Source organism: Tistrella arctica (assembly GCF_039630945.1).
In the GTDB taxonomy this organism is placed as follows: Bacteria; Pseudomonadota; Alphaproteobacteria; order Tistrellales; family Tistrellaceae; genus Tistrella; species Tistrella bauzanensis.
Window position 1 is genome coordinate 54,139 of the sequence record NZ_JBBKTV010000013.1, and the last position, 25,864, is coordinate 80,002.

Here is a 25,864-nt window from a genome sequence, read left to right on the forward strand (position 1 = left end):
CCGCGCGGGGCCGGTCAAGCACACCGACCTGTGCACGCCGCGCAGGCCGGCAATCCGCCGACGGCACGACATTCAATTTGGGGTTGAAAGATCGCCCCCCGCTGCCTCCAGCTCCGCCGGCGCCCAGCGATCGAGGAGCATATCCGGCAGGCGCATCAGCGATGGCCCATCGGTCCAGACCAGTGCGGTCTCGATCGCGCGGCCCGGATAGATCCGCTGCAACACCGCACGATAGGCGGCCATCTGGCGCAGATAATGCCGGGCGACCCGCTCGGGCTCGGCCGGTGGCGGCCGGTCGGTCTTGTAATCGACCAGCAGAATGCGGTCGGGCGTCACCAGCAGCCGGTCGACGGCGCCCGACACCACGCGCGACCCGACCAGCGCGCCAAGTGGCACCTCGGCGCGCGAGCCGGGCTGAAAGATCGCCGCGAAATCCGGGTGGTCCAGCACGGCCATCACCTCGCCGGCCAGCGCCGCCGCATCGCCCGCCGCCAATCCGTGGGCGGGGGCGGCCAGGAAGCGGGCGGCGGCATCGGCGCGCGCATCGGGCGGCAGATCGGGCAGCACCTGCAACAGCCTGTGCACCAGCCGGCCGCGCCGGAAGCGGCTGGCGCCCAGATCGCCCAGCGGCGACCGCGCCGGCGGCGGGTCGTCATCGGGGCGCGACGGGCTCAGCGGCCGTGGCGGCACCGGTTCGGCCGGCAGATCACGATCGGGATGCAGCTCCGCTGGCAGAGATGGCCCCTCGGCCACAGCCATACCGGTCGCCGCGGCTGGTATGGCCGGCGGTACGGCTGCCTGCTCGCCGGTCAGCCGCCAACCCGTGCCGGTGATGCCGCCGGGTAGTACGACCTCCACCGGCCGGGCATCCCCCTCGCCGGCCAGCGCCCGCGCCGTCAGGCCATACCAGCTTTCGTCGGGCGCCTCGGGCTTGCCATGCCAGCCGCAGACATACAACCGGTCGGCCGCACGGGTCATCGCCACATACAGCAGGCGGCGGTATTCCTTACGGTCCTCCCGCGCCGTCACAGTCTGGGCATCCCGCACCATGTCGGACGCATCCCCCGCCGCCGGCGCCACCAGCAGCATCGGCGGCGGCCCGTCCAGCCATACCGGCCCCGATGGTGGCCGGGGCATGCGGGTGGTGTCGGGCAGGAACACCACCGGCGCCTGCAGGCCCTTGGCGCCGTGCACGGTCATGATCCGCACCTCGTCGCGGCCCTGTTCCAGGTCGCGCTTCACCTCGACGGCGCTCCGCTCCACCCAGGCCAGAAACCCTTCCAGGCTGGGTGGCTCGGTCTGTTCGTAAGCCAGCGCCAGGTTCAGGAATTCGTCGATCGCATCCTCGGCCTCGGGCCCCAGCCGGGCGACCAGCGCGGTACGCCCGCCCCGCGCCGCCAGCAGATCGGCATAGAAATCATACGGCCCCATCCGGTCGGCGGCCCGCGCCAGATCGGTCAGCAGCCCCGCGGCGGCGGCCAGGGCCGGATCGCCGGCGGCCCTGCGGCGCAGGGCGTGGATCAGCGGCAGCCGGCCCCCCTTCGGATCGCCACCCTTCGGATCGGTGCGATCCACCGCCGCCCGATACAGCGCGTCCTCGTCCAGCCCCAGGATCGGGCCTTTCAGCGCGGCAGCCAGCGTCAGATCGTCTTCCGGCAGCAGCAGGGCGCGGCCCAGCGCCACCAGATCGGCGACCGCGATCTGATCGACCAGCGCCATACGGTCGACACCGGCCACCGGCACGCCGGCGGCTTTCAGCGCCCGGGCCATGCGGCCGACAAAGGCATTGCGCCGCTGAACCAGGATCAGCACATCGCCCGGCCGCAGCCGGCGGCCGGCGGCGCTCAGCATCTCGGCCCGGTCCAGCCAGCCGCGAATGGTGCCGGCGATGGCATCGGCCACCCGCGCCATCGGATCATCTTCGGGCTCGCGCACCTCGGGCACCAGCCAGACATCGTCGGTGTCGCGCTTTTCCGCCACCGCCAGCGGCCACAGCTCCACGATCCCGGCCTGACCGATCCGGGCGGCTTCATGACGCAGCACCTGGCCTGGCTCCACCACGCCATCGCTGGCGGGGGGGGTCGCGAACACCGCATCCACCGCTGCCAGCACCGCCGCCACCGATCGGAACGACTGGCGCAGCGCCACCACCGACCAGCCGCGCTCGGCCGCCGACACCCGGGCCTGAAAGAACGCCTGCATCCGCCGGAACCCTTCCGGGTCGGCGCGCTGAAAGCGATAGATCGACTGTTTGGGGTCACCCACCGCGAACACGGTGCGGGCCAGCGGCAGCCCATCGGCATCATGGCCCGCCTGATCATGCGGGTTGCCGTCGCCGACGAAGAACTCCTCGGTCAGCCGCTCGACCACCGTCCATTGTTCGGGGCTTGTGTCCTGCGCCTCGTCGAGCAGCAGGTGCATGACGCCGCCATCCAGCTTGTACAGCACCCAGGGTGCAATGCCCGGGGTGTTCAGCAGCCGGCCGGCCCCCAGGATCAGATCGTCGAAATCCAGCCGGGCGCGGCGGCGTTTCAGATCGTCATACAGCGCCGCCAGCCGGGCACCCACCCGGATCAGCGCCACCGAGGCGGCGACCGTCGCCGCCGAGCGGCGCTGATCCTCAAGCTCCACCATCCGGTCCTGTTCGGCGCGCAGGGCGGCGAAGGCGGCCGGTGCCGCCTCGATCGCCGCCTTCACCATCAGCCGGGCGCGGGGCTCGTTTTTCGCGGTCATGGTGGCACCGACCCGGTCTTCGAACCGGGCAACCCGTTCGGCCTCGGATGCCGCCAGCCAGGCGGCCAGCCTGCGGCCGCGCGCCACGTCATCCTTGCCGGTCGATGCCAGCAGCGCCTGCGCCGCCGCCCGCAAGCCCGCCTCGTCGAAGCCGCCGGGCCGGCAGGCGGCGGCAAGCTCGCCCTCAGGCGTGGCCTCAGGGTCGACGAAATGGGCCCGCGCGATCGCCACACAGGCCATGTCGACCGAACCCGCGCCCTCGATCATCCGACCCAGCCGGTGACGGTCGCCGATCACCGCGGTCATCAGCCCGGCGAAGGCATCGGCATCGAACAGGGTCGCCAGCCGGTCCACCGCCGCCCCCAGCACCGGATCGGATGCCGCCTCGGCGAACAGCCGCTCGCGCGCCATGGCGATCAGCTCGGCGGCGTCGCGGTCGTCCATCAGCTCGAAATGCGGCGGCAGCCCGGCTTCCAGCGGAAACCGGCGCAGCAGCGACTGGCACAGCGAATGGATGGTCTGGATGTTCATGCCGCCGGGGGCATCCAGCAGCCGGGCGAACAGCCGGCGGGCCACCGCCAGTTCGGTGCCGGCCGGGCGCCGGCCCAGCAGGGCGAACAATTCGTCGGTCAGCAGCCCGGCATCGGCGGTGGCCCAGCGCGCCAGCCGTCCCGACAGCCGCAGCGCCATTTCGGCCGCCGCCGCCTTGGTGAAGGTGATGCACAGAATGCGTTCGGGGGCGGCACCGGCCAGCATCAGCCGCAGCACACGATCGGTCAGCACCTTGGTCTTACCGGTGCCGGCCGATGCGCCCACCCAGACCGACCGGGTCGGATCGGCCGCCAGTGCCTGTTCAACCGACATCCGCTCAGCCCTCCTCGCCGCTGTCGTCACCGGCCTGCCATTCCTTGACCCGGGCCAGATGGACGTAATCGGAATAGCGCGGCGCCGCCCAGGCCCGCGGCCGGGCCATATAGGGGTGATCGGGGCGGTCGAAGGTGGCGATCAGCCGCAGGACACCGGCGCCGTGTTCGGCGATCAGCGCGTCGGCGGTCTGGCCCGGCTTCAACACCTGGATCTCCGCCCCCGCCGGGCGACGCCCCGACAGCCGCCAGAAGGCCAGTTCCGACACGGTGGCGGCGGGGATGCCGTCGAACCCGCCCCGATCCAGGATCAGGGCTTCCAGCGGCAATTGCGGCGCGATGCCGCGCTGGATGTCGCGGCCGCTGGGCGGGCTACCGGTCTTGTAGTCCAGGATCGCGAAACTGCCATCGGCGAACCGGTCGATGCGGTCGGCCACCGCGGTCAGCCGGAACGGTCCGCCCGGTGCGTCCAGAACGACCGATCCGCGGATCTCGGTATGACTGGCCGCAAGACCGGTCCGACGCGCCCGCTCCACCCCCACGAACCAGCGGGCGATGCGTTCGAACCGCGGCCACCAGAAGGCGATCACCGCCGGCGGCAGCCGCAGATCAGCGGTCACCGCCCGGCCCAGATCCAGCAGCCGGGCTTCGGCATCCACGGGCATGGGCGCGGGCGCCCGCGACACCTCGCGCACGAACCGGTCCAGCACCGCATGGATGAAGCGGCCGCGTTCGGCAGCACCCGGATCGGCATCCACCGGGTCCAGCGCCTCCAGCCCCAGCACATGGCGGGCATAGACCGCGTAAGGGTCGCGCATCAGGGTTTCGATCTGGGTGACCGACAGCCGGCGCGGCCGCCGGTCCACCGGCGGACAGGGCGCCGGTGGCCCCGGCCGGGCGGCCGGGGCCACCACATCCAGCGACCGCGCCCAGCCGGCATAGGGCAGCGCCGCGCGGGCGGCGCTATCGGCACGGGTAAGGCCGGCCCCAGCGATCACCGCATCCAGCCGCAGCAGCCAGCGCGACGGCACGGTGGGCGTGCCGTCGACCTTGGCCGAACGGGTGACCAGCACCCGCGGTGCCGCCAGTTGCGACCACATGTCGTGGGCGGCAAGGCCGGTGCGGCGTTCGGCGGGCGGGAAGCCGGCCTGCCGGCGCATGGCCGGGCTCAGCCAGGGGTCGGGGCCGGGATCGCGCGGCCAGCCACCTTCGTTGGCCCCGCCCAGAATGACCAGATCGGCCGACAGCAGCCGGGCTTCCAGCGGCCCCAGAACCTGAAGCCGGGGATGGCTGCGCCAGCGCGGTCTGAGCGTGCGATCCGCCAGCAGCGCCGACAGCAGGGCGGGATAGCGGCTGACCGGTATGGCCCCCAGAATGCCCGCCTCGTCGCGCAGTTCGGCCAATGCCTGCATCAGCGCCTCGCCGGCCTCGCCGCGCCACAGCCGCTCGGCGCCGGTCTGGGCCAGGGCCGGGGTGATGTCGTCGGCGATGGTGGCGGTGGTGGCGGCAGCGGCGGTGGCGGCCAGGTCGGCGGCGCCGGTCTCGGCCAGGGCCTCGGCTGCGGCGACATGGGCATCCAGCAGCGCGTCGAACCCCGCCTCGCCATCGGTCATCATCGCCGCGAAATCGCCGATGCGGGCATCCAGCCGCTCGATCCAGGGGCCGAGCGTCGCGGCCACGGCCTGGATGCGGCCATGATCGCGGGCGCCGGTATCGGCCAGCGCGCCATCCAGCGCCGCGCGCAGGCCGGCCATACCGGGGGCTGGTCTGGGGCCGCGCAGCAGGGTTCGTTCCAGCAGCCGGCCACCGGCCCGGAACTGCCCGGGCGGCAGGCCGCCCGCCGCCAGCGGATGCTTGACCAGCGCCAGCAGCGGCACCGGCGCCAGCCGCTCGGCGGCGGCCCGCGCGATCAGATCCAGAAACACCGCCGGCCCGCTCGCCATCAGCGGCCGGCCGGCGCTGTCGTCGAGGTTCAGGCCCCAGCGGCGCAGCTCGCCGGTCACCCGCCGCGCCAACCGGCGGTCGGGGGTGACCAGGATCGCGGTCTGCTCAGGGGTCTGGAGCACCGCCCGCATGGCGACCGCGATCGCCGTCGCCTCGGCGCGCGGATCGGCCGCGTCCAGCCGGTCCAGCCCGTCCAGCGCCGCCGCGTTCACCACCGACAGATCGGCCCAGCGGTCGGTGGTCTCGGCCGGGCGGAATGCCTCGGCCAGCAGGATGCGGCGGTCGCGGCCGACGCGGATCCGGTCGCGGGTCACACCCGGCCATACCGGTATGCCCGCGGCGGTCAGCCCCAGCTCGTCGACCAGCCGGGTCAGGGCATATTGCGGATGGGTCGGATCCTCGCGGATCGCCGCCAGGGTGTCGGCATCCGGGGTCTCGTCCAGCGCCGGCAGAACCACGGCACCCAGGGGCAGACCGGCCGCCGCCCGGATCAGCGCCCGTGTGGCGGCCTGGCTGCCGGTCGACCCGGCGATGATCACCGGATCGGCCGGTGGCTCGGCCGCAAGCCGGGCGGCTTCGGCGCGCAACAGCCGGTTGCGACGGTCGATGGCGTCGATCGCACCGGATTCCGCCAGGATCTCGGGCCAGAACCGGCGGATGATGTCGACGAAGGCCAGCACCTCCTGCCAGTGCCGGGCCAGGGCCTCGGGCACCAGCCGGTCGAGCCGGGCAAGATCGACATCCTCGACCAGCGCCTCGTCGAGCAGGCGGGCCAGGGCGTCGGCGAGCCGGGTCGCCTCGTCCAGCGTCAGGCTCTGGCCATGATCGCGTGCGCTCCAGCGTTCGATCAGCCGCGCCAGCCGCATCCGCCGGGCCAGCGGCGACATCGCCGGCGGCAGGGCCAGGATGTCGGCGGCGGCACCCGGGTCGCCGGCCTCGGCCAGCATCAGCTCGTCGGCCTCGACATCGCCCAGCGGCTTCAGCCGGGGCAGCAGGGCGGCGCGGCCATCGGCGGCGACCAGAAAGGCACGGGCCAGCTCGTCGATCGCCCGGCGGGTGGGCAGCAGCACGGTCATCCGGCCCAGCCGCTCAGGATCGCCGCCGGCGGCATCGATCAGCCCGCGGGCCAGCACATCCAGAAACGGAATGCCCGCCGGCACCCGCCACACCCCGGACGGAAACCGGCCGGCAAGGGCAGCGCTGCGGCCCCGGCGGCCGGCGGCCGACATCGTGCTGTCGCTCATGATCTGGCGCTCATACCCGCGATCCCCTGCATCCGCGACCGCCGGTGCCCATCCCCCGGTGTCAACCCGTCCGCCGGCATCAACCGGTCACGGGATCAGCCGATCAGATCATGGCGGCCGCGCACCACCCGGTCGGCCAGCCGCACCGCCTGTGGCGTGCCGACGGCCATATAGACACCATCATGCACCACGCCATACAGGCGTTCACGCTCGATCGCCCGGTTGAACAGCAGGTTGAGTGAGAACGGCCCTTCGGGCAGATCGGTGAACAGTGCCGGGCTGAGGATCTGCAGACCGGAATAAAGATAGGGTGCCACTTCCCATTCATGGCGGCGGCGCAACTGGCCCAATTGGTCCATGACGAAATCGCCGGTGCCGCCATAGCCAAGCGCATAAGGCATCGGCACCAGCAGCAACAGCGCGTCCATGCGTTCCGGATCGAAGGCGCGCGCCAGCACCTCGCAGGCGGGGGTCGGGCCGTTCAGCAGGATCTGGTCGGAATTGGACACGAAGAACGGCGCGTCGCCCAGCAGCGGCAGCGCCTTCGCGACACCGCCGCCGGTTTCAAGCAGGGTCTCTTCATGGCTTTCCAGCAGCTCGATCGCCCCGCCTGAGCGCGTGGCCAGTTCGGCCCGCAACCCCGCCAGATGCGCCGACAGCCTGGCTGCGTGATGATGGGTGTTGACCACGATCCGCGGCACGCCCACCTCGACCAGCCGGTCGAGCGTCCAGTCGATCAGCGGCCGGCCGGCGACCTCGACCAACGGCTTGGGGCGATCATCGCTCAACGGCCGCATGCGGGTGCCGAGCCCCGCCGCCAGCACCATGGCGCTGGCCGGCATGCCGCCGCTGCCGGGCCGCCCCGCCGCAGGCCTGGCCTGATCTGCCGCCGCAGGCCCGGACTTATCTGCCGCCGCAGGCGTCGAAAGACCAGACTGACCGGATGGATCGGAGGTGGTCATGCGGGGTCTCCTTCGACGGGGCCGGACGGAACCGCCGTGGTGCGACCACGGGCGTCCCAGGGCAGATGCTCGTCCAGCCATTCGGCCAGAGGGTGCAGAGCCGGGTGCAGCAGATCGTGTTCGATCATCCGCCACACCCGGGGCTGATAGTCCAGATAGCGCGGTTTGCCGTCGCGCAGATGCAGGCGGGCGAAGATGCCGGCGATCTTCATGTTGCGCTGGGCACCCAGCACCGCGCAGGCGGTGCGGAAGGTCTCGGCCAGATCGGCGTCCGCATCGCCGTCACCGGCGGCAATGTCGCCGGCAAGGCCACGCCGGCGCGCCAGATAGCGGCCGACCATCGCCTCGGCCAGATCGGGGGCGACGTCGCGCCGCGCATCTTCCAGCAGCGACACCAGGTCATAGGCGGCATGGCCGATCAGTGCATCCTGGAAATCGATCACGCCCACCCGCGCCGTGCCGCGACGGCCGGGCAGCCAGAGCAGGTTTTCGGCATGATAATCGCGCAGCACCAGAACCTGCGGCACGCCGACCGTGGCCAGCAGCGGTTCAAGGACGGCGATGAAGCCCTGGCGTTCGGCATCCGTGGCCGCGCGGCCCAGCGCCAGCGGCCAGTACCAGTCGATCAGCAGCAGCGATTCGGTCAGCAGCACATCAGGGCCATAGACCGGCACATCAAGCGCCGCCGCGCCCGGCCGGTCGTGCAGATCGGCCAGCAGGTCGACGGCACTGGCATAGAGCGCCGTCTCAAGCGTGGGATCGCGGTCGATCGCCACCCGGAACAGATCGTCGCCCAGATCCTCCAGCAGCACGAAGCCGGTATCGGCATCGGCGGCCAGCACCGTCGGCGCCGACAGGCCCAGCGCCTTCAGATGCGCGCAGACCTTCAGGAACGGCCGGACATCCTCGTGCGGGGGCGGGGCATCCATCAGCACCGCCGTCTGGCGGTCGAGGCGGAGCCGGTCATAGCGGCGGAACGAGGCATCGCCGGCCAGAACCGTCCGCTCGGCACCGCGCCATCCGGCGCGGGCGATGAAGCGTGCCCGCTCCAGATCACGCGGTTCCGGCTCGGCGCCGGCGGCCATGGCCGGCGGGATAACGGGTGGAAGGTCGGTCATCGATCATTCCGTAACGGGGCGGGTGTTCCGGGCGCATCGGGTGCCTCAGCGCCGCCGGCATCATCCACGGGAAGTTCACAGGTATGACGCCCGAGCCGCGCCGTCCAGTCGGCCGGCGCATCAATGGTGACCAGCCGCGCGCCATCATCGGCGATGGCGAAGCGCAGGCGCAGCGCCCCCCGGTCCAGCCGGCCGCCGGCACGCTCCGGCCACTCCACCAGCACCAGACCGCCGGCTGCGGCATCCTCCAGCCCCAACTCGTCGATCTCGTCGGGGTCGTCGATGCGATAGAGGTCGGCATGGGTGACCTCGACGCCGTCGAGCGCATAGCTCTGCACCAGGGTGAAGGTCGGGCTCGGCACCTCGATGTCGGCGCCGGCGAGGCTGCGGATCAGCGCCCGGGCAAAGGCGGTCTTGCCGGCACCAAGATCGCCGTCCAGCAGCACCATGCCACCATCGCGCAGAACCGGCGCCAGCCGGCGGGCAAACGCCATGGTCTCCGCCTCACGCGCAAGGCGGATCGGTCGCGGCGAACCGCCGGCGCCGCCGGTGTCGAGCGACCGGCAGGGCCTATTCCCGGATGGTGCAGTCATCGGGGCGTTCTAGCCTGTTGACCGGCATCGAGCAAGGGGTGCGGGACAGATCAGCCCGCAAGCCCGATATGCGCCACCAGCGGCGCGATGATCCGGTCCAGGGCGGCACGGGTCGGCAGATGGCCCAGCCCCTCGATCGGATGCAGCCGCGCGCCGGGAATGCGGGCAGCACCCTGGGCGGCCTGGGCAAAGGGCACCACCGGATCGGCGGTGCCATGGATGAACAGGGTGGGGCAGGTGATGCGCCCCAGCAGGTCCGCGCGGTCCCCCGCCGCCTCCACCGCCGCCATCTGCCGGCCGGTGCCCAGCGGCCGATAGCTGCGGGTGACGGCAGCCTCGATCCGGTCGCGGTGCTCGTCATCGCCGGCCGTCAGCGCCGCGCCGTCGAGCAGGCGCGACTGGGCCACGAACAGAGCGATATCGGGCGCGCGCAGCAGGCTTTCGGCACGCGCCGCCCCCAGAGCGTCGCGCACCTCCGCCGCCGCCTCCACCCGCCGCTGTCCGCCCGACGACATCATGCAGGTCAGCGACGCCACCCGGCCGGGATGGTCGGCGGCGATGATCTGGGCGATGCGCCCACCCATGGAATAGCCGACCAGATGCACCCGGTCATGGCCCAGATGGTCGAGCAGGGCCACCGTATCGGCCGCCATGTCATAGAGGGTATAGGGCGTGGCCGGCGGCGCGCCCTGATCGCCCAGCACCACGGGGCCGAAGGCGCTGGACAGCCCGGCATCGCGGTTGTCGAACACCACCACCGGGTGGGTCCGACGCACGGCATCCAGCAGCGCCGCCGGCCAGTCGATGGCCTGCATCGACAGCCCGTTGATGAAGATGACCGGGCATCCGTCCGGCACCGGCAGCCCGTCCGGCGTCTCCGGCGCCAGTTCGGCGCAGGCGATCGTCATGTGGTCCAGATCGACCAGACGGGCTTCGATGACGGTCACGGCGCGGAGTTCCTTCGCGTGTCGGATTGTGGACGGCAGATGAGGCGGGGCGGATGATCAGGCGGCGGATATCGCCGCTGGCCGCGGCCCATCGACCGCCGCCAGCACCGCGCCGGCCAGATAGAGCGAGCCGCAGATCAGGATGCGCGACGGCGGATCGCCCGCGGCATCGCCGACGGCCTGGCGCCAGTCGGCGGCGGCGGCGGCATCCAGGCCGCGCGCGCGGGCGGCGGCGGCAAGATGCTCCGGATCATGGCCCGGGCCGCCGGGCACCGGCACCATGCGCAGCCGGATGGCGCCGCCCAGCGGTGCCAGACTGTCGAGCACCGCATCGGCATCCTTGCGCGCCAGCAGGCCCAGCACCATCAGCACCGGCGCATCCGACCACGGGCCGGCAATCTGGCGGGCCAGCGCCTGCATGGCATCGGGATTATGGGCGCCGTCGACCCAGATCCGGTGACGCCGAGCGGGATCCAGCGTCGGCAGCGCCCGGTGCAGATCATCGGTCACCGGTTGCAGGCGACCGGGATGGACAACCCGGCGCAGGCCTTCGGCCATGGCGGCTTCATCGGCCATCGGGGCAAGCGCGGGCACGGCGCCGCCGGCAATGCGGGCCAGCGCCAGCGCCAGCGCCATGTTGCCGGCCTGATGATCGCCGGCCAGCGCCGGGGCCGGCCACGCCCCGGCGGCGGGGCCGCCTTCGATTACAAGACCGGCGGCGGGGTCGCCTTCGACCGCCAGTCGGCCGGCCCCCGGCAGGTCACCCCCCCGAATGGCCGCCTGCCAGTCGCGCCCGCCTTCAACGAGCGGCGCGCCAACGGCCAGGGCTGCCGCACGGATCACGGCACCGGCCGCAGGGTGCTGGTCGGCGGTGGCGGCGGGGCAGCCGGGCTTCAGGATCGCCGCCTTCTCGGCCGCGATCAGCGCCAGCGTGTCGCCAAGGAATTCCATATGGTCGAAGGCGATGCGGGTGATGCCCACCGCCGCCGGCCGCGCCACCAGATTGGTGGCGTCCAGCCGGCCGCCCAGCCCGGTTTCCAGGATCACCAGATCGCCCGGCGCCTCGGCGAAGGCCAGGAAGGCGGCGGCGGTGGTGATCTCGAAGAAGGTGATCGGCCGGCCGGCATTCACCGCCTCGATCCGCAGCAGCAGCCTGACCAGATCGGCCTCGGCGATCGGCTGACCCGCCAGCGCGATCCGTTCATGGAACCGCACCAGATGCGGCGAGGTATAGGCATGCGCCCGCAGCCCGGCGGCACGGGCGATGGCGCCGAGGGCCGCCACCACCGATCCCTTGCCATTGGTGCCGGCGATGTGGATCACCGGCGGCAGATGGTCCTGCGGGTCGCCCAGATCGGTCAGCAGGCGGCGGATGCGCCCGAAACCCAGCTCGATCTCGGTGGTATGCAGCCGGCCCAGCCGGTCCAGGATCTGTGCGCTCTGGTCCATGACGACGGTTCCGGCTGCGGCGGTGGGGCCTGCGGGAGAGGGAGCCTGCGGGAGAGGGGGGCCTTGCGTGGGCGCGGGGTCAGCCCGCCTTGGGGTCCGCCGGGGCCGGGGTGGCCGGCGCCGGTTCGGCGCGCGCCACGGCCTTGCCATCGGCGGGCTTGCCCTCGGCCTGGCCGGCGGGCACCGGTTTGGCGGCCGCGGGTCCGGGCTTCGCCATGGCATCCTTGCCCGACGGCACCTTCGACGGCGTGACGGTGCGGGTGGTGACGCTGCCGCTGGCCCGTTCAGGCTGGTCGATGGCGGTGCCGGGGCGCGGCGCCACATGCGGCAGCTTCAGCAGCAGCTTCAGCGTCCGCGCCAGTGTGGCCTTCAGCTCCTTGCGCGGCACGACCATGTCGAGCATGCCGTGTTCCATCAGGTATTCGGCACGCTGGAAGCCCTGGGGCAGCGCCTCGCGGATGGTGCTCTCGATCACCCGCTGGCCGGCAAAGCCGATCAGGGCGCCGGGCTCGGAGATGTGGATATCGCCGATCATCGCGAAGGATGCGGTGACACCGCCGGTGGTGGGGTCGGTGAACACCACGATATAGGGCAGGCCGGCTTCCTTCACCCGGTCGACCGCCACCGTGGTGCGGGCCATCTGCATCAGCGACAGCGCGCCTTCCTGCATGCGGGCGCCGCCCGATGCCGGAAACACGATCAGCGGCCGCTTCTTCTGCACGGCGACCGCCGCCGCCTTCACCAGCCCCTCGCCGACGCCAAGCCCCATCGATCCGCCGAGGAATTCGAAATCGAACACCGCGCACACCGCGGGCACGCCGCCGATCCGGCCTTCACCCACCTGGATGGCGTCGGCCTCGTCGGTCTTGGCCTGGGCCTCGCGCAGCCGGTCGGTATAGCGCTTGCGGTCGCGGAAGCGCAGCGGATCGGCGGTCACCTTGGGGGTGTCGATCCGGTCATAGGCGCCGTCGTCGAACAGCATCGCCAGCCGCTGCTTCGCGGGCAGCCGCATATGATGCCCGCAATGGGTGCAGACATGCAGGTTTTCCACCAGATCGCGGTGGAAGATCATCTGCTCGCAGGACGGACATTTGTGCCACAGATTGTCCGGCGTCTCGGGCTTGCGGACCAGCGCCTGGATCTTGGGGCGGACGAAATTCGACAGCCAGCTCATGCGATGGGGCTCTCCGTTCGGATGCCGGACAAGAGGGATGGGATCATCGGGGACGGACCGGTCAGGATGCGGCCGGCGTGGCCGCGCCACGCACGCCGCCGGCAAGCCGGCTGACCAGCGCCCGCACCCGGTCGGGGGCGGTCGCGGGGGCACCGTCGAGCACCGCCTGTTCCACTTCCTGCACGATCGCCGAGCCGACGACGACCGCGTCACCGATAGCGGCAAAGGCAGCCGCCTGTTCAGGGGTTCTTATACCGAAGCCGATCGCGACCGGCAATTCGCTTGCCGCGCGAATTCTGGCGACGGACGGCGCCACTTTCGAGATGTCGGCGGCTGCCGTGCCGGTGATGCCGGTGATCGAGACGTAATAGAGGAAGCCGCTCGCCCGGCCGACGACCAGGGGCAGACGCTCGGCCGAGGTGGTCGGTGCCACCAGCCGGACCAGCGCCAGGCCCGCCGGGTCGGTGAAGCGGACCAGTTCGTCTTCTTCCTCGGCCGGCAGATCGACCACGATCAACCCGTCGACACCGGCGGCGATGGCATCGCCTGCGAAGCGTTCCGGGCCATAGGCATAGATCGGGTTGTAATAGCCCATCAGCACCACCGGGGTATCGGTGTCGCGCTGACGGAAATCGCGAACCATGTCGAGCACCTTGACCATGGTGACGCCGGCCGCCAGCGCGCGCAATCCGGCGCGCTGGATCGCCGGACCATCGGCCATCGGGTCGGTGAACGGCACGCCCAGCTCGATCACGTCGGCGCCGGCCGTGGCCAGTTCGGCCATGACCCGGGCGCCGGTTTCAAGATCGGGGTCGCCGGCGGTGACGAAGGTGACCAGACCGGCGCGGCCCTGGGCCTTCAGGCTGGCGAAACGCCGGTCGATGCGGGCGCTGCCGCCGGCGAGGGCGGCGGGGGCGGCAGAGACGGGCACGGTATCGGTCAGGGCAGTCACAGATCCACTCCCAGCGCTTCGGCGACGGTGAAGACGTCCTTGTCGCCGCGGCCACACATGTTCATCACCAGAATGGCCTCGGGGCCCATGGTCGGCGCGGTCTTGATCACCTGCGCCACCGCATGGGCGGGCTCCAGCGCCGGCAGAATGCCCTCCAGCCGCGCGCACAGCTTGAAGGCGTCGAGCGCCTCGTCATCGGTGATCGCGGTATATTCCACCCGGCCGATATCGCGCAGCCAGGAATGCTCGGGTCCGATGCCGGGATAGTCGAGACCGGCCGAAATCGAATGGGCATTCTGGATCTGGCCGTCGGCGTCCTGAAGCAGATAGGTGCGGTTGCCATGCAGCACACCCGGGGTGCCGCCGGCCAGCGAGGCCGCATGCGCGCCGCTGTCGATGCCATGGCCGGCCGCTTCCACACCCATCATCCGCACGGCGGGATCGTCGAGGAACGGGTGGAACAGGCCGATGGCGTTCGATCCGCCGCCGATGCAGGCCACCAGCAGATCGGGCAGCCGGCCCTCGCGTTCCAGCACCTGGGCACGGGCCTCCTCGCCGATGATCGACTGGAAATCGCGCACCATCATCGGATAGGGATGCGGGCCGGCCGCCGTGCCGATGCAATAGAAGGTGTCGTCGACATTCGACACCCAGTCGCGCAGCGCCTCGTTCATCGCATCCTTCAGGGTGGCGGTGCCCGACGACACGCCACGCACCTCGGCACCCAGCAGGCGCATGCGGAACACATTGGGCTTCTGGCGGACGATGTCGGTGTCGCCCATATAGACGACGCAGTCCATGCCCAGCCGCGCGCACATGGTGGCGGTGGCGACACCATGCTGGCCGGCGCCGGTCTCGGCGATGATCCGCTTCTTGCCCATGCGCCTGGCCACCAGCAACTGGCCCAGCACATTGTTGATCTTATGGGCGCCGGTGTGGTTCAGTTCGTCGCGCTTCAGATAGATCTTCGCGCCGCCGAGATGCTCGGTCAGCCGCTCCGCCAGGTAAAGCGGGCTGGGGCGGCCGACATAATCGCGCTGGAACAGCGCCATCTCGGCCGCAAACGATGGATCCCGGCGGGCGGCGTCATAGGCCTGCTCCAGTTCCAGGATCAGCGGCATCAGGGTTTCGGCCACGAAGCGGCCGCCGAACAGGCCGAAGCGGCCATGCTCGTCGGGGCCGGCGCGGAAGGTGTTGGGTGTGTGCGACATGAACCGGCTGTTCCTGGGCTTCAGTCGGAACCGGACAAGCCGGTTCCCCTGGTGACGGCGCCGGGGGCCTCTGGCCTCCGGGCGAAGGCGGCGCGGGCGGCCGCGACGAAGGCGGTGATCGCCGCCGGATCCTTGACCCCCGGGGCGGTTTCCACCCCGGACGAGACATCGACGCCGTCGGCGCGGGTGCGGATGATGGCGTCGGCGACGGTGGCGGGCGTCAATCCGCCGGCCAGCCACCACGGCCGGCCGGCGGTGGCGGCGGTGAAATCGGGGCCGGTGAGCAGATCCCAGTCGAAGGACCGGCCCAGGCCGCCGGGGCGGTCGGCATCGACGGGGGGGCGGGCGTCCAGCAGCAGCAGATCGGCCCTGGCCGCCATCGGGCGCAGGGCCATGATGTCGGCCGCATCGGCGATGCCCGCCGCCTTGATCACCGGCAGGCCGTAACGCGCCCGCACCGCGGCGATGCGCTCCGGCGTCTCGTGGCCATGCAGTTGCAACAGGCCGGGGGCCAGCGCATCCACCGCCGCATCCAGCACCGGCCAATCGGCATCCACCGTCAGCAGCACACGGGTCAGCGGGGCGTTCGGCCCGTCAGCCGGCAGCGTCGCCGCCAGCCGGGCCAGATCGGTATGGTCGACATGGCGCGGCGAGGGGCCGAAATGCACGAACCCCAGATGGCTGGCACCGGCCCGGATGGCGGCATCGATCGCGGCCGCGTCCTTCAGGCCGCAGATCTTGATCGCCCCTGCCCTGTCCGTCTCTGGCCCGGCGCCGGTCATCGGTCAGGCGGCTCCCGTCAGTTCGGCCGCGGCGGCAATCTCGGCCGCGATCTCGGCCGCGGCCTGGGCCGGATCGGCCGCATCGGTGATCGGGCGCCCCACCACCAGCACATCGGCGCCGCCGGCGCGGGCATCGGCCGGGGTCATCACCCGCTTCTGATCGCCGCGCGCGGCATCGGCCGGGCGGATGCCCGGCACCACCATCAGCGGCTGTGCACCGAAACGCGCCCGCAGCCGGACAAGTTCCGTGGGCGCGCACACGATGCCGGCGGCGCCATGGGCAAGCGCCGTATCGGTCAGCCGCAACACCTGGTCGCTGGCCGGGCCGCGCTGCCCCACCGACATCAGATCGGTGTCGTCCATGCTGGTCAGCACGGTCACCGCCACCACCGCCGGCGCCCGGTCGATGCCAAGCCGCAGGGCGGCTTCGGCCGCCGCCTCGCGCGCCGCCTTGATCATGGCGGGGCCACCCGATGCGTGGATGGTCAGCAGCGCCGGCGCCAGCGGCGCCACGGCGCGCACGGCGCCCGCCACGGTGTTGGGGATGTCGTGAAACTTCAGGTCCAGGAACAGCGGCAGATCGGGTGCTGCCGCGCGCACGCGGTGAACACCGTCGATGCCGTTCGCCATGAAGAATTCGAGCCCGAGCTTGATGCCGCCTGCGCTGGCGGCGACGGCCTTGGCCAATGATGCCGCGCGCTGCACATCGATGGTGTCGATGGCGACGAACAGCGGATTATCGAAGCGTGGGCGATTGATCTTGCTCATGTCCATCCGGTATGTCGCGAACCTCCGGGCTTATACCAGAGCCGGCCGCGAAGGGCCTACCCGATTTCCACCGCGAATGCCGCATGGGCACCGGCCAGGGGGCGTCGCCCGCCGGGCCGGGTGCCGGGGTGTGTGATCAGGCGCCGCCCGCGTCCCGGCGCAGGGCCAGTTCGGCCGCCACCAGGTCTTCGAGCGAATGCCCGACCGATTTGAACAGCGTCGCCTGGCCGTCATCCCGCCGCCCGGGATGACGCCCGGACGACAGATCGGCCAGATCGCCGGCGATCCGGTCCATGGCGAAACGGCCGGCGGCCACCGCCTGGATCAGATCGCCCGCCTCGGCCGCGGCACCCTCACGGCCGTCGACAAACACATCCGCGCGTGCCACCGCCTCGGCATCGGCCTCGCACATCGCCGGCGTATAGGCGCCGACGAGGTCCAGATGGGTGCCAGGCGCCACCAGATGCCCCCGGATCAGCGGCACGGTTGCCCGGGTCGCGGCCGAAATGATGCAGGCATCGGCCACCGCCGCGTCCAGGGCATCGGGGGATACCACAGCCACGTCCAGCGCCGCGCGTTCAGCCGGGCTCAGCGCATCGATCACCGCCTGGGCGGCATCGGCGCGCCGTGCCCACACGCGAATGCGGGCAAGACCCGGCCGGGAGGTGACATGGGCCCTGATCAGGTGCACGGCAAGGGCACCGGCGCCGATCACCAGCAGCGTGCGGGCATCGGCCCGCGCCAGATGGCGTGCCGCCAGCGCCGAGGCACAGGCGGTGCGGCGCTGGGTGATGGCGGCGCCGTCGAGCAGCGCCAGCGGCGCCGCCGTCTCGCGGTCGAGCAGCAGATAGCTGCCGATCACCGTGGGCAGGCCGACACCCGGATTGTCGGGCATCACCCCCACCACCTTCAGCCCGATCGCGCGCGGGTTCCAGGCCGGCATCACCAGCAGGGTGCCGTCGCTGGCACCGGGCCGGGCCGGCGGCAGGTGGTGATGGGCACGCGGCGGAATGTCGTCGGGCATCGCCGCGAAGGCCGCACCCAGCGCATCGATCAGCGCGTCGTAACTGAGCGCCGCATGAACGGCATCGGCATCGATGACGCGGATCGTGGTGGAACGGCCGGACATGGCGCGAAGAACTCCGTGACGATTGGGGCGACAGGATCGGCGGCAGGATCGGCGGCATGCCGGGCGCGTCGCCGCATGCGGCAGCCATCAGTCCCGGGGGGCGCGGGCCGCCCCGAAACCGGGGCTATAGCGTGCAACCGGCGCGATGGCGTGCGACCGGCGCTGTGGCGTGCGGGTCAGGCGGCGCTGCGGCCGGGCAGGCGCAGATCGGAACCGGCGGTACCCGGCAGGGCCGGCCCCGCAGGGGCGGCCGGGCCGGACGGGGGCGAGGCGGTGGCCGCGCGCAGCCGGTGCAACTCGCCTTCCAGTTCCTCAACCCGCCGGGCCAGCCTGCGGGCACGGGCACGATGGCGACCGGCACGCAGCCAGGCGATCAACCCGCCCAGCAGCAGGCCCAGCAGCAGGGTCGCCTCCAGCGCCAGAAACAGCGGCAGTGCCAGTTCCAGGCCGAAGGGCCACAGCGACAGAACCACACCCGTCCGGTTGCCGATCGCAAAGGCGGCAACGATCACCGCGATCAGGGCAAGCAGGGCGAATTTCAGGGCACGCAGCATCGGGCCGGCATCCTCCGGGGCGGGTGAAACATCAACAGGTGCGATCATAACCGAAAACGCGCGCCATGTGGCGCGCGTCATCGATGTGATCATCACCCCTGCCGCAGCGCGGTCACGACAACCTGCCGCAGCGCGGTCGTGATCACTCGCCGTTCAGGCGGTCGCGCAGTTCCTTGCCGGTCTTGAAGAAGGGCACGAATTTCGACGGCACGCTGACCGTATCGCCGGTGCGGGGATTGCGGCCGGTGCGCGAGCGGCGGTGCTTCACCGAAAACGCCCCGAACCCGCGCAGTTCAACCCGGTCCCCACGCGACAGCGCCTCGGAAATCTCGTCGAACACCGTGCTGACGATCTGCTCGACATCGCGCTGATAAAGATGGGGATGGCTCGCGGCGAGGCGGGCGATCAGCTCCGACTTGGTCATGATTATGCTTGGTCCTTGGGTAAGACGACAATGTCTGGCCGGGCTCTGGCGAGCCGCAGGTATCGATGGCCGAATATGGCGGCACTGCATTGCAGGCCAGGGCGGCCCCCGCGAAGAGAGCTGCCGGCAGTCATGCATCCGTCATGTTCAAGTCAGGGGCGAGGGTGCCAAACCGACACGAGCCCGTCAACACTAAGCCGTTCAGCCAGTTCGGTATTTTTCAGCAGGCTGTGCACGATTGCATCGCTTGCCCTGGCGAACAGGCCGCGCTCATCATCCGGTCGGGGGGTGATATCCTCGATCGGCAGCTCTGCGTCCAGCCCCTTTTCGGCATCCAGCCAGTCCAGCGCCGCATCCCGGCCGCCCAGCGCATCGACCAGACCGGCGGCCAGCGCCTGGCGTCCGGTGAAGATCCGGCCGCTGGCGGCAAGGTCGAGCGCCTCGCCTTCAAGCGCGCGACGGGTGGCGACGAGACCGCGGAAATACTGATAGCTGTCGGCCACCACCTCCTGCAGCGCGGCGCGGCCCTCGTCGGTCAGTTCTTCCATCGGGTTGGGCTGGGCCTTCAGCGGCGCGCTCTTGATCAGCTCGGCCTCGATGCCAAGCTTGCGCATCAGCTCGGTGCCTTCAACCGCCTGAAGATACACCCCGATCGATCCGGTCAGGGTCTCGCCATGGGCAAAGATCCGGTCGGCGCCAAGGGCCGTCATATAGGCGGCCGAGGCGGCGATGCTCTCCATCACCGCCACCACCGGCTTTTCTTCCGCCACCCGGCGCAGCGCCTCGAAATTCAGCTCGCCGCCCACCGTGCTGCCGCCGCCGCTGTCGATCCGCACGATCAGCGCCTTGACGCCGTCATCCTCGGCCACCTTGTCCAGCCGCTCATACAGATCGTCGTCGGGGGCGATGAAGCCGCTGATCTCAAGCTCGGCGAAGCGGTCGCCCCGGAACGGGCCGGTGGCGCGGTCGATGGCGCCGCCGTCGAACAGAACCGCGCCCAGCACCGCCGCCAGCAGGATGGCGGCGATCCGCCAGACGGTGATCCCGCGCTTCAGGCGGCGGCGGTCAACGGCACGGTCGACGTCGAAGGGTGACATGCGGTGGAACCTCGAAAGCGGCGCTTGCGCCACCCCGGGGCGGCGTTCGGCCCCATCTATACCCCCTGCGCCCGCAGGCTCCAAGTTTCATCGCCACGGCGCTATTTGCCGACATCGGTCAAGCCGGCAACCAGCCGGCGTTGCAGCAGGATCACCAGAATGACCGGCGGCGCCATCGCCACCAGCGCCCGGCCCATGGTCAGCCCCCAGCGGGTTTCGGCATTGTCGCTGGGCAGGGTGCGCGCCACCCCCATCACCACCGTTGCCATCCGCTCATCGGTGGTGATCAGCAGCGGCCACAGATACTGGTTCCAGCCATAGACGAACAGGATCACGGTCAGCGCGGCGGTGGCCGGCGCCGCCAGCGGCAGGGCGATGTCGCGCAGAAACCGCAGCGGCCCGGCGCCATCGATCCGCGCCGCCTCGACCAGCTCGCCCGGCACGCTCAGAAACACCTGACGATACAGGAAGGTGGCGGTGGCCGAGGCGATCAGCGGCAGGATCAGCCCGGCATGGGTATCGAGCAGACTGGGCGACAGCCCGATCTCGATGCCCAGCAGCCGCAGGCCCGCCACCAGCGGCCCCAGCGGATCGGCCGCGACCGCATAGGTCGGCACGATCCGCACCTCGACCGGCAGCATCAGCGAGAAGAAGATCGCCCAGAACGCCAGATTGCGGCCGCGAAAGCGGAAATAGACGATGGCGAAACCGGCGGTCAGCGACACCGCGATCTTGGCCGCGGTGATGCCCACCGCCATGATCAGGCTGTTGAACAACTGGCGCTGCACCGACGGATCGGCCAGCACGCCGGCGATGGTGACGATCAGCCCCGGCCCCGGCACTGAGAACAGGGTCAGCCGGCCATCCTCGGTCATCGAGGCGATGGCGGCGGCATACCAGACCGGCAGCAGCATGACGACCGCGCCGATGGTGAACAGGCAGATGGCGATCGCCCGGAACACCGGATCGCGCCGGACCATGCCGCCGGGGAGAGAGGGCGCCCGCCGCTTAAGCATAGGCCACCCGCTTCTCGATCCAGCGGAACTGAATGACCGTCAGCACCCCCACCAGCGCCATCAGGATGATCGACTGCGCGGCCGACCCGCCCAGATCCTGGGCCTGGAAGCCATCGCGATAGGCCTTATAGACCATCAGCCGGGTGGCGCCGCCGGGACCGCCCTTGGTGATCGCGTCGACGATGCCGAAACTGTCGAAGAAGGCATAGATCAGGTTCATCACCAGCAGAAAGAAGCTGGTCGGCGAAATCAGCGGCCAGACCACGTCGCGCAGCCGCCGGAACGGCCCGGCGCCATCGATCGCCGCCGCCTCGATCAGCGAGCGCGGCACCGAGCGGATCGCCGCGAAGAAGAACACGAAGTTATAGGAGATCTGCTTCCACACCGCCGCCGCCACGATCAGCGCCATGGCATCGGTGCCATCAAGCAGCGGGTTCCAGGCGATGCCGGCCTGATGCAGCACCTGCGCCAGCACCCCGAAGCCCGGATGCATCAGAAACAGCCACAACACCCCCGCCACCGCCGGTGCCACCGCATAGGGCCAGATGATCAGCGAGCGCAGCGCCGGCCGATCGCCCAGCACCCGATCGGCGGCGGCCGCCAGCGCAAAGGCGATCGCCATCGACAACCCCGCGACCAGCCCCGCGAAGATCAGGCTGGCCCGGATGCTGTCGGCATATTCGGTCTGAGCGAACAGCATACGGAAGTTGTCGAGACCAACGAAAATACCATCACCGGTAAATGGGTCGGACAGATAGAACGCCTGCCGCAGGCCCTCCGCCGCCGGGCGGAAGAAGAACAGCGCCAGCACCGCAAGCTGTGGCGCCAGCAGCAGCCAGGGCAGCATGCGGCCCCGGAAGACCGGATGGGTTGAAACAGACGACGCGGACATCATGGACCAGACGGGTTCGGGGGCGGCGCGTGCGCAAGACGGCCGGCGCGCCAGCGGCCGCGATCCGCAGCCGGTGACGCGCCGGTATGGCCGGGCGTTGGGTCAGGTAGTGCTGGGGGTCTGACTGTGGGTCTGACGGTGGTCTTACTGCGCGATCGTGCGCTCGAACCGCTCCAGCAGCGGATTGGCGCGGTTGACGGCGCTGTCCATCGCCTCGGCGGCGGTGGATTTCATCGACCAGATGTTCTCCAGCTCCTCGTTCAGAATCTCGTCGATCTGAACCAGATAGCCCAGCCGGATGCCGCGGGTGTTGTCGGTCGGCGTGCCACGGGTCAACTGGCGGATGGCCAGTTCCTGATGGGGGAATTTCTCGTAATAGCCCTCGGCCTTCGCGGCCTCATAGGCATCCAGCGTGATCGGCACATAGCCCGAGACCTTGTGCCAATCCACCTGACGCGGGGTTTCGGCCAGAAACGCCAGGAACGCCGCAACGCCCTTATAGACCTCGGGCGTCTGGCCGTTCATCACGAACAGCCCGGCGCCGCCGATGAAGCTGTTCTTGGGGTCGGCGGTGCCGGCCTCGACCGGCAGCAGCGCCGCGCCGAACTGGAACTTGGCCTTCTGCGAAATGCCGCCATACCCGGCCGAGCTTTCCAGCATGATCGCGCAGCGCTGGGCATAGAACGCCTCATGCGCGCCGGTCCACTGGCGGCCCTGATACTGCATCAGCCCGTCCTTCACCCAGCGCTGCAACCGGTCGAGATGAGCCACCATCTTCGGATCGTTCACCGACAGCCGCGCGCCGGGGCCGTTCATGCCATTGGCCGGCGTCGCCACCGGAATGTCCTGGATGAAGGCGTAATTCTTGATCAGCGTCCATTCCTGCCACGACGGCACTACCGGGCATTCCACCCCCGCCGCCTTCAGCTTCACCGCCGCCGCTTCCAGATCGTCCCAGGTCACCGGCACCGCTTCAACACCGGCCTTGGTCAGAAGGTCGCGGTTGAACCACATCAGCGGCGTCGAGGTGTTGAACGGCATCGCGATCTGGCGGCCATTCTCCTGATAGGCCGCGATCACCGGCTGGATATAGCGGCTCCAGTCGACATCCATCCCCGCTTCGCGCATCACCTCGTCCACAGGCTTCGCCGCCTTGGAATAGATCACCGTCGGCGCCGCCGGCGCATGGACCTGCACGATCGCCGGCGCCTTGCCGGCACGCGCGGCCGCGATCGCGCCGTTGATCACATCGTCATAATTGCCCTTGAAGACCGCGTGCACCTTATAGTCCGACTGCGACGCGTTGAACGCGTCGGCATAGCGGGCAATGGTCTTACCCAGGGTAATATCGGGCGAATGGGCATGCCACAGATCAAACTCGGTCGCGGCCACCGCCGGCGCCGACAGACTGAGCAGGGCAAGACCGGCGAGGCCGAAAGCGGCCGCGCGCTGACGGATGGGGCGCATGAGACTGGCTCCTTGGGGAGAGGATCGGATGCAGATGACGAAGCGGCCTCTTGTCGTGCCAGGCTTCGCCATAACCCGGCTTCTCCATAAACAATACACATGGCACATGACATGCTTATGAATGCGTCTTATGGAATTTGGCAATGATGAGCGAATGGCCCGGCAAGCCCGGCCACAGCGGGGGATCGATGAATTTCAACCAGATGCGCGCCTTCCACGCCGTCGCCATGGAAGGCGGGTTCTCCGCCGCCGCCAAGGCGCTGGGCGTCACCCAACCCGCCGTCACCGTGCAGATCCGCGGGCTTGAAACCGAGCTTGGCGTGCGGCTGTTCCTCCGCCGCGGCCAGGGCGCCGTGCCCACCACCGCCGGCGAAACCCTGCTCGCCCATGTCCGCCGCATCATGCTGCTGGTCGACCGCACCGCCGCCGAAGTCGCCGGCAACCCCGCCATCGGCGGCGGCATCGTCCGCCTCGGCCTCAGCACCCCCGCCACCATCATGAGCCTGGCCAAGCGCTTCGCCGACGCCCACCCCGGCGTCGAATTGCGGCTCGCCACCGGCAACACCGAACAGCTCATAGAAGACCTGCTCGCCTGCCGCGTCGACCTGATCGCCGCCAGCCATATCGACCCCGACCCCCGCCTCGCCGGCGTCGTGCTCGACCGCCAGCGCCTCACCCTGCTGGTGCCCCAGAACGACCCGCTCGCCGCAACCTCGGACCCCCTCCCCCTCCACGCCCTCGCCAACCTGCCCCTGCTGCTGCGCGAGCCAAGCTCCGTCACCCGCCAACTGTTCCTCAAAGCCGCCGACGCAGCCGCCATCCCCATCCGCATGGCCGCCAGCCTCGGCAGCCGCGAAATGATCCGCGAAGCCACCGCCGCCGGCCTCGGCTATGGCATCGTCTTCGACGGCGAACTCGGCCGCGACAACCGCCTGAAACACCGCCCCCTCATAGGCGAGGGCCTGGAAGCCGATGTCCGCTTGTCCTGCCTCCCCGACATGGCCGACCTCGGCATGGTCGCGGCTTTCCTGGCCCTGGCCCGGGGGGATGATGCGGGGGGATGACGCGGGGGGATGACCGGGACGGTGAGGGCGGAGATGGCGCTGAGGGTGGTGTGTCCCGGCTGCGCCGGGATCGGGTGGTTTTTTTGTTTGAGAAGGGATGAAGCGTCGGCGACGCCTTTGTCAGAAAATATCTGACGGATGGCATGATGTATGTCCGGTATGTCCGGTATGCCCGATGCCCACGCCGACGGCTGTCATCCATCGCCAGCAGTGGCGCGGTGTCCCGGCTGCGCCGGGATCGGATTTTGTTTTGATTTGAGAATGGGTCTGTCATTTAAAGAGCGACAGAGACTATATGGGCGAGATGTCAGAAAATATCTTGCAGTCATGATGACTTATGGATGGTTTTTCGGCACTCGCAACGCCTGGAGACCTGACACATACTGCACGGATGCTGTCTCCAAACCGCATCCGCCATTGCGCGATCACGAGGCACCCCCGGCACGATCGAGCGGAACACCGCGACATGACCAAGCCAAGCCGGCCCCACGCCCCTGACGACGCGATACACCAAGCAGCCCCCTGCCCGGTCGCCGCGCTGGCCGCCGATTGGGCCATTCTTGACGATCAGATCCTGGATCACTGGTCCGTGCCGGAAAACGAGCCCGAGATCTGCATGGCGCTCGACACATGGCGCAACGCGATCGCCACCCACGCGCTGAACCTGACCCCGGCTTCAACGGCCGGCGCCGCATTTCAGGCCTATCTGGTCAGCCTCACCATCGAGATCGCCACCAGCCCCGACCTGCCCCCGGACGACCGCTCCCGCCACCTCAAGGCCGCAGCCAATGGCGCGCGCAATCTGACCCGATATCTGACAGTGGCGCGATGGCGGCAGGCTGCGGGATGATTCTTCCTGCCCTGGAATGAGCGGCCACATACATGGTCATGCACACCGGGCGAGACGGCCGCCCGCCACGGTTCTCGCACGGCCATTCGCTGGCCCGCCGCATCCGCGCATGCTGTGCACGCTCAGAGTGCCATCCAATCAGATAATTCAATAGGTATTACAATATCTTATACCACACGCCAATGCATGGGAGGTGGTGTTTGATGTTCCATGTGAAACACAGCGGCTTCATCCACGCTCCCGCATGGGGAGCGACCGACCACAACCCTTCCGTGATCGACGTCACCCCGTTTCAATTCACGCTCCCGCACGGGGAGCGGCACCCGTCGGCGGTGCTTCCGACCCGTGCCGATGCGTTTCAATTCACGCTCCCGCACGGGGAGCGACCAACGCCCACATTACCCGCGGCGGAGAGATAGAGTTTCAATTCACGCTCCCGCACGGGGAGCGACGCGGCGGCACCGCCGCCGGTGGACGTGGAAGCGGTTTCAATTCACGCTCCCGCACGGGGAGCGACTCGCTGAGGTGGCCTACGCGGCGCTGCTTGGTGGCGTTTCAATTCACGCTCCCGCACGGGGAGCGACCCTGCACCATCTCGTGCAGATCCCGCGACGGCTGTTTCAATTCACGC

Annotated in this window: 21 protein-coding genes and 1 CRISPR repeat array (1 of these 22 cut by a window edge); of the genes, 2 read left to right on the plus strand and 19 right to left on the minus strand. The window is 70.1% G+C overall.

All coding sequences use genetic code 11. The features are described 5' to 3' along the window. Window positions 1–72: 72 nt before the first annotated feature. The 19 genes from addA to ugpB form a co-directional block, all read right to left on the minus strand. A complete protein-coding gene (gene addA, locus WG924_RS23950; protein ID WP_345935562.1) occupies window positions 73–3,597 on the minus strand; it encodes a double-strand break repair helicase AddA in 3,525 nt (1,174 codons plus the stop codon). A 4-nt stretch (window positions 3,598–3,601) separates the two neighbouring features. Further along, complete coding sequence (addB, locus tag WG924_RS23955; protein ID WP_345935563.1) at window positions 3,602–6,784, minus strand: double-strand break repair protein AddB; 3,183 nt, start codon at window positions 6,782–6,784, stop codon at window positions 3,602–3,604. Between the two features lie 95 nt (window positions 6,785–6,879). Further along, entirely contained in the window at window positions 6,880–7,626 is a 747-nt protein-coding gene (locus tag WG924_RS23960) for a nucleotidyltransferase family protein (RefSeq protein ID WP_345935644.1), read from the minus strand. A 116-nt stretch (window positions 7,627–7,742) separates the two neighbouring features. Next, a complete protein-coding gene (locus WG924_RS23965; RefSeq protein ID WP_372044866.1) occupies window positions 7,743–8,864 on the minus strand; it encodes an aminoglycoside phosphotransferase family protein in 1,122 nt (373 codons plus the stop codon). After that, the gene (gene tsaE / locus WG924_RS23970; protein ID WP_345935646.1) at window positions 8,861–9,385 is read right to left on the minus strand and encodes a tRNA (adenosine(37)-N6)-threonylcarbamoyltransferase complex ATPase subunit type 1 TsaE; all 525 of its coding nucleotides are present in this window, start codon (window positions 9,383–9,385) and stop codon (window positions 8,861–8,863) included. Before tsaE ends, WG924_RS23965 begins: the two co-directional genes overlap by 4 nt. 122 nt (window positions 9,386–9,507) lie before the next feature. Further along, the gene (locus WG924_RS23975) at window positions 9,508–10,404 is read right to left on the minus strand and encodes an alpha/beta fold hydrolase (protein WP_345935564.1); all 897 of its coding nucleotides are present in this window, start codon (window positions 10,402–10,404) and stop codon (window positions 9,508–9,510) included. 57 nt (window positions 10,405–10,461) lie between these two features. After that, complete coding sequence (locus WG924_RS23980) at window positions 10,462–11,853, minus strand: bifunctional folylpolyglutamate synthase/dihydrofolate synthase (RefSeq protein ID WP_345935565.1); 1,392 nt, start codon at window positions 11,851–11,853, stop codon at window positions 10,462–10,464. Window positions 11,854–11,932: 79 nt separating this feature from the next. Continuing rightward, a complete protein-coding gene (accD, locus tag WG924_RS23985) occupies window positions 11,933–13,027 on the minus strand; it encodes an acetyl-CoA carboxylase, carboxyltransferase subunit beta (RefSeq protein ID WP_345935566.1) in 1,095 nt (364 codons plus the stop codon). A gap of 61 nt (window positions 13,028–13,088) precedes the next feature. Next, complete coding sequence (gene trpA / locus WG924_RS23990; RefSeq protein ID WP_372045173.1) at window positions 13,089–13,970, minus strand: tryptophan synthase subunit alpha; 882 nt, start codon at window positions 13,968–13,970, stop codon at window positions 13,089–13,091. A gap of 5 nt (window positions 13,971–13,975) precedes the next feature. Beyond that, window positions 13,976–15,190 (minus strand): tryptophan synthase subunit beta, encoded by a 1,215-nt coding sequence (trpB, locus tag WG924_RS23995; protein ID WP_345935568.1) that lies wholly within the window; start codon window positions 15,188–15,190, stop codon window positions 13,976–13,978. A 20-nt stretch (window positions 15,191–15,210) separates the two neighbouring features. After that, the gene (locus tag WG924_RS24000) at window positions 15,211–15,972 is read right to left on the minus strand and encodes a phosphoribosylanthranilate isomerase (RefSeq protein ID WP_345935569.1); all 762 of its coding nucleotides are present in this window, start codon (window positions 15,970–15,972) and stop codon (window positions 15,211–15,213) included. Window positions 15,973–15,975: 3 nt separating this feature from the next. After that, on the minus strand, window positions 15,976–16,740 hold the full coding sequence (gene pyrF, locus WG924_RS24005; RefSeq protein WP_345935570.1) for an orotidine-5'-phosphate decarboxylase: 765 nt from the start codon (window positions 16,738–16,740) through the stop codon (window positions 15,976–15,978). A 136-nt stretch (window positions 16,741–16,876) separates the two neighbouring features. Further along, window positions 16,877–17,869, minus strand: a complete 993-nt coding sequence (lhpI, locus tag WG924_RS24010) for a bifunctional Delta(1)-pyrroline-2-carboxylate/Delta(1)-piperideine-2-carboxylate reductase (RefSeq protein WP_345935571.1) — start codon at window positions 17,867–17,869, stop codon at window positions 16,877–16,879. 176 nt (window positions 17,870–18,045) lie between these two features. Further along, complete coding sequence (locus WG924_RS24015; RefSeq protein ID WP_345935572.1) at window positions 18,046–18,423, minus strand: lipopolysaccharide assembly protein LapA domain-containing protein; 378 nt, start codon at window positions 18,421–18,423, stop codon at window positions 18,046–18,048. Between the two features lie 142 nt (window positions 18,424–18,565). Beyond that, on the minus strand, window positions 18,566–18,847 hold the full coding sequence (gene ihfB / locus WG924_RS24020; RefSeq protein ID WP_188576297.1) for an integration host factor subunit beta: 282 nt from the start codon (window positions 18,845–18,847) through the stop codon (window positions 18,566–18,568). Window positions 18,848–18,999: 152 nt separating this feature from the next. Then, complete coding sequence (sppA, locus tag WG924_RS24025; protein WP_345935573.1) at window positions 19,000–19,944, minus strand: signal peptide peptidase SppA; 945 nt, start codon at window positions 19,942–19,944, stop codon at window positions 19,000–19,002. Window positions 19,945–20,045: 101 nt separating this feature from the next. Continuing rightward, on the minus strand, window positions 20,046–20,960 hold the full coding sequence (locus WG924_RS24030) for an ABC transporter permease subunit (protein ID WP_345935574.1): 915 nt from the start codon (window positions 20,958–20,960) through the stop codon (window positions 20,046–20,048). After that, the gene (locus tag WG924_RS24035) at window positions 20,953–21,807 is read right to left on the minus strand and encodes an ABC transporter permease subunit (RefSeq protein ID WP_345935575.1); all 855 of its coding nucleotides are present in this window, start codon (window positions 21,805–21,807) and stop codon (window positions 20,953–20,955) included. The genes WG924_RS24030 and WG924_RS24035 overlap by 8 nt, the downstream gene beginning before the upstream one ends. Window positions 21,808–21,996: 189 nt before the next feature. Next, window positions 21,997–23,319 (minus strand): sn-glycerol-3-phosphate ABC transporter substrate-binding protein UgpB, encoded by a 1,323-nt coding sequence (ugpB, locus tag WG924_RS24040; protein ID WP_345935576.1) that lies wholly within the window; start codon window positions 23,317–23,319, stop codon window positions 21,997–21,999. Between the two features lie 146 nt (window positions 23,320–23,465). Between ugpB and WG924_RS24045 the strand changes: the two genes are divergently transcribed. Beyond that, entirely contained in the window at window positions 23,466–24,383 is a 918-nt protein-coding gene (locus WG924_RS24045; RefSeq protein WP_345935577.1) for a LysR substrate-binding domain-containing protein, read from the plus strand. Window positions 24,384–24,849: 466 nt separating this feature from the next. Then, complete coding sequence (locus tag WG924_RS24050) at window positions 24,850–25,233, plus strand: hypothetical protein (RefSeq protein ID WP_345935578.1); 384 nt, start codon at window positions 24,850–24,852, stop codon at window positions 25,231–25,233. A gap of 224 nt (window positions 25,234–25,457) precedes the next feature. Next, window positions 25,458–25,864: a CRISPR direct-repeat array (repeat unit 32 nt; unit sequence GTTTCAATTCACGCTCCCGCACGGGGAGCGAC); it runs 280 nt beyond the window's last position.

What these genes read in the sequence shown, in the direction of transcription:
- addA (WP_345935562.1), bottom strand. Translation starts at nt 3,597, where the DNA reads ATGTCGGTTGAACAGGCACTGGCGGCCGATCCGACCCGGTCGGTCTGG.
- addB (WP_345935563.1), bottom strand. Translation starts at nt 6,784, where the DNA reads ATGAGCGACAGCACGATGTCGGCCGCCGGCCGCCGGGGCCGCAGCGCT.
- WG924_RS23960 (WP_345935644.1), bottom strand. Translation starts at nt 7,626, where the DNA reads ATGCCGGCCAGCGCCATGGTGCTGGCGGCGGGGCTCGGCACCCGCATG.
- WG924_RS23965 (WP_372044866.1), bottom strand. Translation starts at nt 8,864, where the DNA reads ATGACCGACCTTCCACCCGTTATCCCGCCGGCCATGGCCGCCGGCGCC.
- WG924_RS23980 (WP_345935565.1), bottom strand. Translation starts at nt 11,853, where the DNA reads ATGGACCAGAGCGCACAGATCCTGGACCGGCTGGGCCGGCTGCATACC.
- accD (WP_345935566.1), bottom strand. Translation starts at nt 13,027, where the DNA reads ATGAGCTGGCTGTCGAATTTCGTCCGCCCCAAGATCCAGGCGCTGGTC.
- trpB (WP_345935568.1), bottom strand. Translation starts at nt 15,190, where the DNA reads ATGTCGCACACACCCAACACCTTCCGCGCCGGCCCCGACGAGCATGGC.
- WG924_RS24000 (WP_345935569.1), bottom strand. Translation starts at nt 15,972, where the DNA reads ATGACCGGCGCCGGGCCAGAGACGGACAGGGCAGGGGCGATCAAGATC.
- pyrF (WP_345935570.1), bottom strand. Translation starts at nt 16,740, where the DNA reads ATGAGCAAGATCAATCGCCCACGCTTCGATAATCCGCTGTTCGTCGCC.
- lhpI (WP_345935571.1), bottom strand. Translation starts at nt 17,869, where the DNA reads ATGTCCGGCCGTTCCACCACGATCCGCGTCATCGATGCCGATGCCGTT.
- WG924_RS24015 (WP_345935572.1), bottom strand. Translation starts at nt 18,423, where the DNA reads ATGCTGCGTGCCCTGAAATTCGCCCTGCTTGCCCTGATCGCGGTGATC.
- ihfB (WP_188576297.1), bottom strand. Translation starts at nt 18,847, where the DNA reads ATGACCAAGTCGGAGCTGATCGCCCGCCTCGCCGCGAGCCATCCCCAT.
- sppA (WP_345935573.1), bottom strand. Translation starts at nt 19,944, where the DNA reads ATGTCACCCTTCGACGTCGACCGTGCCGTTGACCGCCGCCGCCTGAAG.
- WG924_RS24030 (WP_345935574.1), bottom strand. Translation starts at nt 20,960, where the DNA reads ATGCTTAAGCGGCGGGCGCCCTCTCTCCCCGGCGGCATGGTCCGGCGC.
- WG924_RS24035 (WP_345935575.1), bottom strand. Translation starts at nt 21,807, where the DNA reads ATGCTGCCCTGGCTGCTGCTGGCGCCACAGCTTGCGGTGCTGGCGCTG.
- ugpB (WP_345935576.1), bottom strand. Translation starts at nt 23,319, where the DNA reads ATGCGCCCCATCCGTCAGCGCGCGGCCGCTTTCGGCCTCGCCGGTCTT.
- WG924_RS24045 (WP_345935577.1), top strand. Translation starts at nt 23,466, where the DNA reads ATGAGCGAATGGCCCGGCAAGCCCGGCCACAGCGGGGGATCGATGAAT.
- WG924_RS24050 (WP_345935578.1), top strand. Translation starts at nt 24,850, where the DNA reads ATGACCAAGCCAAGCCGGCCCCACGCCCCTGACGACGCGATACACCAA.